This window comes from Cupriavidus taiwanensis LMG 19424, assembly GCF_000069785.1.
GTDB lineage: Bacteria > Pseudomonadota > Gammaproteobacteria > Burkholderiales > Burkholderiaceae > Cupriavidus > Cupriavidus taiwanensis.
The window spans coordinates 546001-557200 of sequence record NC_010529.1 but is presented as its reverse complement, the minus strand read 5'-3'; the positions used below and the strand labels follow the sequence as shown (position 1 = coordinate 557200).

The 11200-nt window shown below is 60.8% G+C and carries 10 protein-coding genes, 1 other RNA gene and 1 pseudogene; all 12 read right to left on the bottom strand.

Going from position 1 to position 11200, the window contains the following annotated elements; translation table 11 throughout:
* Positions 1 to 20: 20 nt before the first annotated feature.
* The gene (locus tag RALTA_RS28810) at positions 21 to 2867 is read right to left on the bottom strand and encodes an SNF2-related protein (protein WP_012354865.1); all 2847 of its coding nucleotides are present in this window, start codon (positions 2865 to 2867) and stop codon (positions 21 to 23) included.
* A 5-nt stretch (positions 2868 to 2872) separates the two neighbouring features.
* Entirely contained in the window at positions 2873 to 3073 is a 201-nt protein-coding gene (mads1, locus tag RALTA_RS28805) for a methylation-associated defense system helix-turn-helix domain-containing protein MAD1 (protein ID WP_012354864.1), read from the bottom strand.
* Positions 3074 to 3346: 273 nt separating this feature from the next.
* Complete coding sequence (locus RALTA_RS28800) at positions 3347 to 3601, bottom strand: H-NS family nucleoid-associated regulatory protein (RefSeq protein ID WP_012354863.1); 255 nt, start codon at positions 3599 to 3601, stop codon at positions 3347 to 3349.
* Entirely contained in the window at positions 3585 to 4631 is a 1047-nt protein-coding gene (locus RALTA_RS28795) for a DNA-binding protein (protein ID WP_012354862.1), read from the bottom strand. The genes RALTA_RS28800 and RALTA_RS28795 overlap by 17 nt, the downstream gene beginning before the upstream one ends.
* Positions 4632 to 4867: 236 nt before the next feature.
* Positions 4868 to 5977, bottom strand: a complete 1110-nt coding sequence (locus tag RALTA_RS28790; protein WP_240074691.1) for a competence protein CoiA family protein — start codon at positions 5975 to 5977, stop codon at positions 4868 to 4870.
* 67 nt (positions 5978 to 6044) lie between these two features.
* Positions 6045 to 6299: an H-NS histone family protein gene (locus RALTA_RS28785; RefSeq protein ID WP_012354860.1), complete on the bottom strand. Its 255-nt coding sequence runs from the start codon at positions 6297 to 6299 to the stop codon at positions 6045 to 6047.
* Positions 6283 to 6955 (bottom strand): annotated as a pseudogene (locus tag RALTA_RS28780) (DNA-binding protein); the annotation flags it as partial. The pseudogene RALTA_RS28780 and the gene RALTA_RS28785, both read right to left, overlap by 17 nt.
* A 16-nt stretch (positions 6956 to 6971) precedes the next feature.
* Positions 6972 to 7691, bottom strand: a complete 720-nt coding sequence (locus RALTA_RS30105) for an SET domain-containing protein (RefSeq protein WP_145987457.1) — start codon at positions 7689 to 7691, stop codon at positions 6972 to 6974.
* Positions 7692 to 7945: 254 nt separating this feature from the next.
* The gene (locus tag RALTA_RS30950; protein WP_012354857.1) at positions 7946 to 9076 is read right to left on the bottom strand and encodes an AAA family ATPase; all 1131 of its coding nucleotides are present in this window, start codon (positions 9074 to 9076) and stop codon (positions 7946 to 7948) included.
* Positions 9073 to 10197 (bottom strand): DUF262 domain-containing protein, encoded by a 1125-nt coding sequence (locus RALTA_RS28770; protein ID WP_012354856.1) that lies wholly within the window; start codon positions 10195 to 10197, stop codon positions 9073 to 9075. Before RALTA_RS28770 ends, RALTA_RS30950 begins: the two co-directional genes overlap by 4 nt.
* 246 nt (positions 10198 to 10443) lie before the next feature.
* Positions 10444 to 10803, bottom strand: a transfer-messenger RNA (tmRNA) gene (gene ssrA, locus RALTA_RS30095).
* A 4-nt stretch (positions 10804 to 10807) separates the two neighbouring features.
* A complete protein-coding gene (locus RALTA_RS28765; RefSeq protein WP_018003838.1) occupies positions 10808 to 11071 on the bottom strand; it encodes an H-NS histone family protein in 264 nt (87 codons plus the stop codon).
* Positions 11072 to 11200 lie beyond the last annotated feature (129 nt).

Sequence of the window (11200 nt, the reverse complement as noted above, 5' to 3'; positions counted from 1 at the left end):
TCTTCAATTCGGAGGGCGGATCACCTGACCGTCCAACGCACGCAGAAAAGGACCTCTTCCGCCGCCGTCTGCCGGAGCTGATCCTCGATTTGGTCGAGAAGTTCGTCCTTGTGCCACTCGACGTCTTTGGCAGCACCGTCATATTCGCGCCAGGCTTCGTCGCGCTTCTTGTCGAGGTCTCGCAGTTTCTTCTGGACCTCGAGCTTCTCAGGAAGCGTCGGGGCACAGCGCGCCTGCTTCTTGAGCTCGTTGATCCGGTCGTCATAGTCCTTGAGCTCCGCCTTGAGCCCTCGGCGCTTGTCCTCTGCCCAGCCGTTGAGCTTCTCCATTTCCTCATCGAACCAGACCGCCTGCTGGGCCGCGAGCCCTTCGAGGATCTCATTCTTCCGGCGATTGGCAGCGTCGCGAACCGTTGCGTCGCCGTCGATCTCTACGGTTCGGACGATCTCCGCGGGGATTTCAAGAAACCTTCGGACTGTGTCTTCCGGGACAGCCAATCCGCCGTCAGTCATGGCCGTCAAGATGATATGGTCTTGGGCGTCCGCCCCATAGATTGATAGCTTCGTCGCGAGGAGGTAGCCGGACATCCCGACAAAAGGCTCGATGCTGGCCGCTTTCCTCGCTTGGTCCGAATAGACGAACTCGATCGTGGCCTCAGGAAGGGGGCGCCCGGCCGCGGAGGCAATCACCGCCTGGGCCAACGGATGCCCGATCCGGTACCGGTGTGCTTTCCCCGGGTCCTTTGCGAGTGCATATGCGCCGACGGGGATCGCTTGCTCTGGAAATGGGTTGGCCAGAAGCCGGAAACGGAGCTCTTCCGCGTCGAAGTCAGCCTTGTCCTCGAGCTCGCGGCGCGTTAGCGCCCAGAGCATCGATTCATGCCTATTGATGTAAGACCGGCTTTCGTCCAAGTTGACCCTCAGGCGGTCATGGACCTCCGCGTCGAAGTTCTCGAGGAGCTTCTGCCGTGTGTCCTCCATCGTCGAGATGATGTGCGCATCCATTTCTTCCTGGAGCTGTCGGAAATTGCCTTCGATCTCCGCGGGGGTACGGCAGTTCTGGTAGATAGCGACGATGCGCTTCTCGAATTCGACTCCCGATTCAATTGCGCCGAGAACCTCGTCGCTTGCACCGAAGACGCCGGAGAACAGCCGAAACTTCTCAGAGAGGAGCTCAAAGACCCGCCGGTCGGCTTCGTTCTTCCTGTTCAGAAAATTGACCACTACGACGTCGTAACGCTGCCCGTACCGGTGACATCGGCCGATTCGCTGCTCAATCCGCTGAGGGTTCCAAGGGAGGTCGTAGTTCACCACCATCGAGCAGAACTGTAGGTTGATGCCTTCGGCCGCTGCCTCCGTCGCGATCATGACTGTCGCGTGATCGCGGAAATAGTCCACAAGCGCTGCACGAATGTCAGCGGTGCGGGAGCCGGTGACCTTGTCAGTCCCTTTATTCGCCTCCACCCATTCGGCATAGATGGCTTTCGACTTCTTGTCGGAGTTCGACCCGTTGAACAGCACCAGCTTACCGGCGTACCCATTCTCCGTAAGCAGGCACACCAGGTAGTCCTGCGTTCGCCGCGACTCCGTGAAAACGATGGTCTTCTCGGCCGCCCCGAGCTCTCTAGCTTTCTCGAAGCCTGCGCGGAGCGCTTTCAGAAGCGCCATGCCCTTCGCATTCTCCGAGATTGAGACCGCGAGGGCCCGAAACTCCTCGAGCGACGCTATCTCCTCGTCAATTGATGCCACGTCTTCCGCGGTAAGCGGTTCTGGCTGGGCGTCCGCACCCCATTCGTCGGCATATTCCTCGAACTCCTCGAAGTCGTCCTCAATGCCGTCGCCGGACCGGGCGGCGGACGCGTTGCCAGGGAGCTGTTTGCGGAGTTTGTTGGCGAGGGACTCCAAGGCGCCAGCAATGGCGAAGGTCGACGACGCGAGCAGCTTGCGGAGGATCAGCGTCATCAGTTGTCGCTGCGAACTCGGAAGAGCGTATAGGGAGGGGCGCCGTAGGTAGTCTGAAACCATCTCGTAGAGGGTGTGTTCGACGTCGGACGGGACGAACTCCTCTGTGATCGGAATCCGGTTCGTGTACCGGATGTACTCGAGTACCTGCCGGCGGAGAGTACGGTGGCAGACGGGCTTAAGCCTCGCCTTCAGCTCGTTGAAATTCCCGTCGCCGTTAAGCCGGGCAAACTGAGTCCTGAAGCTCCTTGCGTCGCCGAAGGCGTAGTCGTCAATGATGCTCACAAGTCCATAAAGCTCGAGGAGAGAGTTCTGGAGCGGAGTCGCGGTGAGCAGGAGCTTCGGTGCGTTAGCCAATGCCCGCTTCAGGGTATTGCCGATCTTGTTGTCGGGTCGGTAGACATTCCGAAGTCGGTGGGCCTCGTCCATGATCACCAAGTCCCACCGGGTCGTCATTAGTTCCTCGGCGTGCTTCGCTGCGAACTGGTATGAACAGACCACCATCGAAGGCTGCTCGAACGGGCGTCGTACCCCGGACTTTTGGAGCTGAAGGTAGTTCTTTGCCTCGAGGATCACTGTAGGCAGGAAGAACTTTTCCGCCATCTCCTGCGTCCACTGCTTGCGAAGATTCGCGGGCGTTACGATTAAGATCCGTCGCTTGCCTTCTGCCCATTTCTGGGCAAGCACGAGCCCCGCTTCTATTGTTTTTCCAAGGCCGACTTCGTCCGCAAGAATCGCGCCCTTCGAGAGGGGGGACCTGAACGCGAAAAGCGCCGCCTCGAGCTGGTGCGGGTTAAGGTCGACCTGGGCGTCAAGAAGCGTTCCGGCGAGCTTCTCAGAGTCCGCCGCGGAGTAGCGGCGGCTCAGCTCGCTGGCGAAGTACTTGGCGTGATAGGCAGTAATCACGGGCGTTACTCTTTTGTTGGGGGCTGGCTCTGAGCCGTAATCCAGGCATCCAGCTCCGCGCGCTTAAATCGCCAGGCGGTCCCGACCTTGAATGCCGGGATCTTCTTTGCCGCAGCGAGGCGATAGACGGTGCGTTCGTTGACTTTGAGGTACTCAGCCACTTCCGAAACTGTCAGTACGTCATCCGTAGAAAGACTCCCCCCCATCGCCGGTACCCTAAGAATGTCGATAAAGTTCAAGAGGATACATCACGACACGCCATTGCCCTAAGCATTGCCTTCTGCGGTATCGAGCCCATACCGCCTGCTTATGCTTGTCCCAACGATCCTGACGTGACGGGGGAACGACTGTCCGAAAACGACCGGTTGCGTACTTGAGGGTCGCCCGGGATTCGTAAAAAGCCGCCACATCCTGGGCAAGCCTCTGATTTTGCTGAAATATTTCAGCACTCCGGTACCCAGCTTTGTCCTTGATGGCTCTTATCCGACCCTGAAAAACTCCACGCTCTGCCCGGCATTGACCGCCCGCTTGAGCCACGACGGCATCTCGCCCTGCCCGTCCCAGGTCAGCCCTTCGGCATTGCGGTAGCAGACCGGCGGCGCCGCAGGTGGCGGAGGGGGCGGCGGCGGTTCAAAGCACCCCGCCGCCTGCAGTGCCTCCAGGGTCAGCCCATAGTCGGCCATCTGCGCCTGGATCCAGCGGATCGCGGCCGCCCGCTCAGTGTTCGTTGCCATCGTTGCCGTCGCTGCTGTCGTTACCGTCATCCGGGTGGCCGGGCCGCGCCGGCGCCCCCTGCTCTTCGTTCTGGGCTTCCGGCGCGGTCGGCGCCGGGCCGCCGGTCTTGCGCCGCCGTCCCCCACCGCCGTCGCGCTCGCGCGGCGCCGGGCGCAATTCTGCCAGCAGCTGGCGCGCGAGCGCCGCTTCGGCTTCGGCGCGCTCGGCCCGGCGCTGCACCGCGGCCAGTTTCGCCTGCACGGTGTCCCGCTCGCCGGCTGACTGGCGCTGCGCCTGCTCGGCGGCCGCGAGCCGGTCGGTGAGCGCCGCGGCCTGGGCCTCGAGCCGGGCGCGGGCCTCGGCCTGCGCCACCGCGGCGTCGCGCGCCTCGTGGCGCGCCGCTGCCAGTTCCGTACGCAGGTCTTCGGCCGCGCGCTCGCTCTTCTGCCGTGCGGCGCTCCTGGTCCAGTTCGCGCGCAACGCGCGCCGCTCGCTGGCCTCGGCCCGTTCCTGCGCGATGGCCACCTGTTCGCGGGCGCGCTCGAGCTCGGTCGAGAATTGGGTGCGCAATGCCTCCAGCTGACGCCGGCCAACCTCCAGTTCGGCGCGGCCCGCGTCGAGCCGGGCCTGCGTCGCGGCGTGCGCCTGCCGCTCGGCGGCCAGTGCCGCCTGGGTTTCCTCGATGGATTGCCGCGCCGCGGCGCGCTCGGCCTCGGCGGCGCTGGCGGCCGCGCGCGCCTCGGCGCGCAGCGTGGCGAGCTCCCCGGTGGCGGCCTCGTTGGCCGCCTGCCAGATGGTCCGGACCGCCCCGGCCGCGATGTCCTTCAATGCATCCGGCAGGTCGGGGTGGTCGATGGTCACGCGCGTGCGCCCGCGCAGCTCCTGCCAGAACGCCTGCAGCACCTCGGCCGGCGTGCCCATGCTGCCCTTGCGTACCAGGCTGTAGGGCTTGTTGGCGGTGGGCGTGACGCCATAACGGAAGAACAGCAGCCCGCAGACCTCGCGGTACAGCGCGCGGGTCTCGGGAAAGCGGCTGCGCAGTTCCGCCACATCAGCGGCCAGGTCAGCCTGCAGCGCGGCGTCGTGGTCAGGCGTTGGTCTATGACTTCATCACGCCGGGCCCCCACCCGCGGAACACTCCCCGGAGCTGTTGGTGAATGACTAGGACTGCGGCGTGCCCGAACAGGCCACAAGGCCCACCGCATGCACGTTGGGCCCTTGGCGGGCCAGACCAAGGATTATGACCTTAACCTCGCCGACGAAGCCCTATGCCACTGGCATCTCATTCACGCCGTCCCCTCACTGGGTGGTTCATAGTCGTTGGTAATGGTGCCAAACCGATGACCTTGCTCGCTCATCAGGCGAGCCCATGCCGATTTCGTCATGGCATAGCCGACTGCGTCGGAACCAAAGCTCAACTGTTCAACGGCATCGCGTAACGCCTCCGGCTGTCCCTCGATAGCGATCCGGAGACAATTGTCAGCCCCGTTGTACAAGACGAGCGCGCCTCCGCTAACCGCGTACCGCACGCCCGGCAAAGAGGTACGCGCTGCCAATGATGGTTCTGCTACGCGCAGCGGCTCGGCAGTCTGCTCCTTGAAGCTATTGGCAACACAGTCTTCTTTGGACCGCCACGCTGCGACTCTTGCCTCGAAAGCCCGCGTCTCCTCGAGGTGCTTCTGATAATCTGCTTCGCATTGGGCTTCCAGACGTGCGCGGAGCTCGTCCTGCTTTCGATTCACCAGCCACTTCTTGCGAGGATCATTCCGGAATAGCACCGCCGCCAGTTCGCCAACCGTCGACGGTCGCTGGCGACTCAGATCGATCTCGACCGCGGCATGACCGAGTTCTTGCAGGCGGGCGAGCTTCGACTGCCCAACCTTATGGGTCACGGCAATCTCGACGAGCAGCAGCCGGTCACCATAGGTGATCACCACGTCGGGCCGCACGTCAAAGAGCAAGTGCTCCAAGGCGACCGATTGCGGATAGATAGTCCGTCCCGGCAGTGATCCCCTGGCCCGAATCGGAATCACCGGGCCCTGGCGCTCAACCACCACGTCAACGCCCGGTACCGCAAACTCCCCTCGTTGTGCAATCAGTACCTTGGCCAGGTGATGAAGCACAGTCTCGTGTGCCCACCGACATTCCGCACCGGAGTCGTGCGCGAACGAGTGAGCCCGCACGGCCCCATGGCGGGCGATCAGTGGCTCGTTGCAGGCGGGGCAGACGCAACCACATTGCTTGCCGTTTGGTACCGCATCGACGTGGCGCAGGACGCCCATGCCGTCCAGGGCGAAAGTCAGCATCGCTTCGGTACCGCCATGCAACGTCAATGCGGGCGGATAAACAAGCTCGTCGCCCGACCCGGGCGCGTGTATTTCGTCTGGGTTGATCAAGCGCTCCCCCTCCTCGATCATGGCGTTGAGCTTCGTGCTGTCTAACCGCATCAACAAGAGGCGCGCCTTATCCTACCCGGAAAAACTCCACGCTCTGCCCGGCATTGACCGCCCGCTTTAGCCACGACGGCATCTCGCCCTGCCCGTCCCAGGTCAGCCCTTCCGCGTTGCGGTAGCAGACCGGCGCCGCCGCAGGGGACGGAGGGGGCGGCGGCGGATCAAAGCACCCCGCCGCCCCCAGTTCCTCCATGGTCAAGCCGTAGTCGGCCATCTGCGCCTGGATCCAGCAGATCGCCTCCGCCCGCTCAGTTTTCGTGGTCATCGCTGCTATCGGTACTGTCGCTGCCGTCATCCGGGTGGCCGGGCCGCGCCGGCGCCCCCTGCTCTTCGCCCTGTGCTTCCGTCGTGGTCGGCGCCGCGCGCCGCCGGTCTTGCGCCGCCGTCCAACCCCGCAGTCGCGCTCGCGCGGCGCCAGGCGCAATTCTGCCAGCAGCTGGCGCGCGAGCGCCGCGTCGGCTTCGGCGCGCTCGGCCCGGCCCCGTGCTGCGGCCAGCGCCGCCTGCACCGGTGTCCAGGTCGCCGGCTGACTGGCGCTGCGCCTGCTCGGTGGCCGCGAGCCGGTCGGCCAGCGCCGCGGCCTGCGCCACCGCGGCGTCGCGCGCCTCGTGGCGCGCCGCCGCCAGTTCTGTGCGCAACTCCTCCGTCGCGCGCTCGCTCTTCTGCCGCGCGTTCCTGGGCAATGGTCACCTGCTCGCGCGCCCGCTCCAGCACCGTCGAGAATTGGGTGCGCAATGCCTCCAGCTGCCGCCGGCCCGCCTCCAGTTCCGTGCGGCCGGCCTCGAGCCAGGCCTGGGTCGCGGCGTGCGCCTGCCGCTCCGCCGCCAGCGCCGCCTGGGTTACCTCGATGGATTGCCGCGCCTCGGCGCGCAGCGTGGCGAGCTCCCCGGTGGCGGCCTCGTTCGCGGCCTGCCAGATCGAAATGGCTGTAAGGGGGTCAGTCCTTCGTGATCTTGGGCCCCAGATAGAGGATTTTCAGCCTCGTTGCATCGACTGCAACCGGCCATTCGAAATGCAATCGGAAATAGCGGTGGCTGATTTTCCCATGCCAGTGTGCAAATATCTCCTTGCTTGCATCGTCCGGATCGGGAAAGGTCATCTCTTGCTTGAATGTGCGTTTATTTGTAGGTGATTCCCCCGAGAATAGAGCTCTATCCCCAGTGAAGAACTGATCGACAATAGCGCGAGCGTTGGGGCCTTCTGAGCCATCAGGCATACGCCCGGCCATATAGTCATCAAGGTGTTTGAAGAGTGCCATTGCTCGGTCCCGTATCGGTGCCTCAAAGGGTTCCTTGGCAAGTACACTATTCTCATAGAGACTATTGGGAATGTGCAGTCTGGGAAATCTCTCGCGCGCAGCCACTACAAGCTGTTGCCAGTTGGTCGGCTCCACTCCAGCGTTCATGGCGGAAGTCGCGAGGCTATCAAGCGCCCAGAGGTTTTCGACTTCGTAAGTCCCTCGACGGTCTTCCGCAATGCCATGATCCACTGGAAGCGGTGATCTCCCAAACTCGATCACACCACCCGGAAAACTAAACGCAGTAGCTTCATTACCTGCTTTGATGCGCCTCGTCGCTTCCCCCAAGCCGGTGTTAGTAACGTCGACACCCAGACACTCAAAATAATCTTCCGGTTCAGGCTGGCGATCGTCATCCAAGAACGGCCCTGTCCGATCAAGCCATATCAACACGGCCCTGCGCAGATCGGCTAGGTTTGTCGCCGCCAAGACTTCACGAAGTGTCTGGCTGACCGTCACATTTCGATGGGGGAGAGCTCGTGTAGTGTGTAGGGCGGACTTCAGTACAGCGAATCTGCTTCTTGAGGATAAGAGACCCTGTAGCAGTGCGAGGAATTCAGGTACGTCATTGTATTGGCCTTGCAAAGAAGCATCATTGATATACCAGCGCATCCTCACTCCCAACCTGAGAGCCGAGCCAAGTCTTTTTCAGACTGGTCAAAAAATCCTTCTGGCCAACTGGCGATGCGACCTTCATTATCGACAGCTAGCGTTAGTACCCCGTGTCCGGTCTCTGTCGTTCCACTAAAAAAGTGGACGCATAATTCATCCGGTGGAAGCAGGCCTTCTTTCACGGCGAGGCGCACACCGTTCAGCAGGTGGTCGCTGTGGGTCTCTACTACAACTTGTAAGCCGGCAGCTGCGAAGTGGGCGAGCAGTCGGCCCATTTGCGACTGGGCAAATGGATGCAGGTGAGCCTCCGGACTGTCAATCACTATCATTTGCCCATCGTTAGCTGCTAGCAGAGCAATGAGAATAGGGAAAGCGTAGGTAAATCCGTAGCCGACGTTGGCGGGTCTCCGCCAGGCTCCAAAATCGGAAATGCGAAACTGCAGGCTTTCCAGTGATACCTGGGGGACGTGATGGACATTAGCTTGTGCGTGAGGAAAGAGCGTAGCTAACCAAGCGTCAACCTGTTTGCGAAGGGAACTCGCAGGCTCGCCAGGATGTCGACGCGCAACTTGCACTTCATCGTCAACATACCGATCGTACCAGTACGGAGCAAACCTACCGTCAGCGCCCACATCTGTCACTTCCTCATCAGATTCGGGCATGGGGTAAGCGTCGGTAAGGCCATCGCGCACGGCGCTCAGGTAGGAAAGCCCTGTAATCGAACGGCAAACCTCAGTCGAGGGCTCCTTAATGGCTTCGGTAGGCGGCGTATTCGTTGAACCGGCAACATCGCAAATGCGTGATTCAGTCACCTCGAGATGTCTTTCACTCGCGCGAGCCGAGGTCGTCCACGTGACCTCGTGTTCCACGCCTGCAACCTTGAAAGCCAAACTTGATCCAGAAGCATTCGCCGGCAGTACATCACCAACGGTGCCTAAATGCACAATTGGACCATTCAAAGGTAACTTTTGTGCTGATGCCGATGTCCGCAAAGCTTGCGCCAAGAGGAGCAGCGGCTGGACGGCACTTGATTTTCCGCCAGCATTGAAGCCAGTCAGCAGAGTTAAAGCGCCGAAACGCAAGCGCAGACTTGAGAAGCACTTGAAATTCTCGATATCGAGCGTCTTAATCATTTTTGCGCCACCTTCGAGAGAGTGGATTCCATTGCCTCGAAACGCTTTTGAACAGCTGCAGTGCTGTTGGTCGAATAGGTAATTGCGCGTGCAAATTCTTCGTCTCGGACAAGGTCAACGATGGCTTCACGTAGGGCGTCGTGCCGCGATTCGAGATTCGAAAAGCCATCATCAGACATCGTGACGGAGCATACTTCGAACAGGGAGATATTAATGACACTGCGCCCGGCGCCTGGGTTTTGCGACGCGAGGGATTTACGAAACGCATGGTCGCTGAATAAGGCTCGGTTCAAGGCCATGACTCTCTCGAAGGAGAATAAAAGTTCTTCCCTCTCTGCTTGACTAAGACGTGTAAGTGCTCTTAGCCCTTCGGCAAGAAACCGATCCATGTCTCCAGCAGTGTATTGTTTCCGGCCAAGAAGTTTGAAGGCACAGAACCGATTGATAGCCTCCCGATCGCGCATGGTTTTCGCATTGAGAGACTGGCCCGTCGCGGAGCGAAACGCGTCGCTTTCGGCCGCTTGCTTAAGCCATTGGGTCGCCGGTCCGTTATAAAGCGCATTTCGCATCTGCTGACGCGTAAGCGGTTCACCACTGTTCACCCGTTCGAAGATGTCGAGTCGCGCTCGCTCGGGGGCTTTTGCATCCAAGATATACATAGTGAGCTGCGTATCCTGAACACGTTCCTGCAAGTTGAGAGGCAAGTCTTTGAAGTACTTTCCCTCGAGCACGTGAGCACCTAGTCCTACGTTGTCGCTCGCTAAACCAGTCAACTTCAACTCGTCACCTAGAAAACGAGCGAAGGTGGTCAGACGTTGCAGGCCATCGACAACGATTATCCGACCGTCCAGAGCTTCCGCAACATAGAAAACGGGGAGAGGGATGCGCATCACGCAACTCTCGATTAGCTTGGACTGCTTCGGATTTGGCCACACGAAATCTCGCTGAAAGTCCGGATCAAGAACGTAGCGTTGATTTTGTATGCGCTTGACGACCTCGGAAACGGAGCGAGTCTCCGTCCGAACGAATACCGCATCTAAAGGGTATTCGCCCCATCCATCGCCGGAGCCCTCGTCCAATCCCTCAACGTCTCGTTCGCTCGCGTTTTCGCCTTGGTTCATCCTCACCCCATGTGGCACGTTCAACGAGATAGTCTATCGCCACTTATGGGGTAGTTGTACTTTCCGTGCATTTTCTGGCGGTATGCTCCAGAAAGCCCTTTCTTATCAAGAACTTACAATGCTCGGTCGGTGTGTGATTGATTGCGCCGAGAAACCTTGCTGCGGGCGGCTCTGCTGTCTGCTACCGCCACTTTTTGCATGGAAAGTACGATGACCCCATGCTGCCATCGATGCCAAGCCCTCAAATGAACAACGGCCCCCGAAGGAGCCCTTGTCAGTAACTTTTCTGTTTCGAGGTCAGTTACAACCCAAGGCGGCTATTAGGCGGCCAATGCGAACTTTTCGTCGTTAGCATTTACTTCGATTTAGTTTTAACGTCTTCTCTGACGAGTTGCCTCACGACCCTATCTCCCCCTGTCGAAACCAGGTCAGGCCCATCAGAAGCGCACTATCCGTGCAATGCGCTTCTGGTGGACCTGGGCGGAATCGAACCGCCGTCCAGAAGGCCTTCAAGAAGAAGGTTCACAACCATTATCGGGAACCTTGCAGCACCCAACGGTCCAGATTCTACGCGTCCTGCCGGCAGCGTCAAGGCCGATTGCATGGGGCGCTACAAGGACCCGACCCGGTAAAACTCCACCGATTGCCCCGCATTGACCGCGCGCTTGAGCCACGACGGCATCTCGCCCTGCCCATCCCAGGTCAGCCCTTCCGCGTTGCGGTAGCAGACCACCGGCGGCGGCGGTGCGGCCGGTGGCGGGGGCGGTGGCGCGAAGCACCCCGCCGCGTCGAGCTCTTCGAGGGTGAGCCCGTAGTCGTCCATCTGCGCCTGGATCCAGCGGATCGCGTCCGCCCGCTCAGTTTTTGCTGTCATCGCTGCCGTCACTGCTGTCGTTGCCATCGTCCTGGTTGTTAGGCCAGCGCCGCCGGCCCTGGCTCGTTGCCCGGCTCTTCCCCTTGGGCTTCCTGCACAGTGGCCGCCGAACTTCCGGCCTGCCGAGTT

Excerpts from the sequence above, each read along its gene's own strand:
- RALTA_RS28770 (WP_012354856.1), bottom strand. The coding sequence starts at position 10,197 with ATGAACCAAGGCGAAAACGCGAGCGAACGAGACGTTGAGGGATTGGAC.
- mads1 (WP_012354864.1), bottom strand. The coding sequence starts at position 3,073 with ATGGGGGGGAGTCTTTCTACGGATGACGTACTGACAGTTTCGGAAGTG.
- RALTA_RS28765 (WP_018003838.1), bottom strand. The coding sequence starts at position 11,071 with ATGACAGCAAAAACTGAGCGGGCGGACGCGATCCGCTGGATCCAGGCG.
- RALTA_RS30950 (WP_012354857.1), bottom strand. The coding sequence starts at position 9,076 with ATGATTAAGACGCTCGATATCGAGAATTTCAAGTGCTTCTCAAGTCTG.
- RALTA_RS28785 (WP_012354860.1), bottom strand. The coding sequence starts at position 6,299 with ATGACCACGAAAACTGAGCGGGCGGAGGCGATCTGCTGGATCCAGGCG.
- RALTA_RS28800 (WP_012354863.1), bottom strand. The coding sequence starts at position 3,601 with ATGGCAACGAACACTGAGCGGGCGGCCGCGATCCGCTGGATCCAGGCG.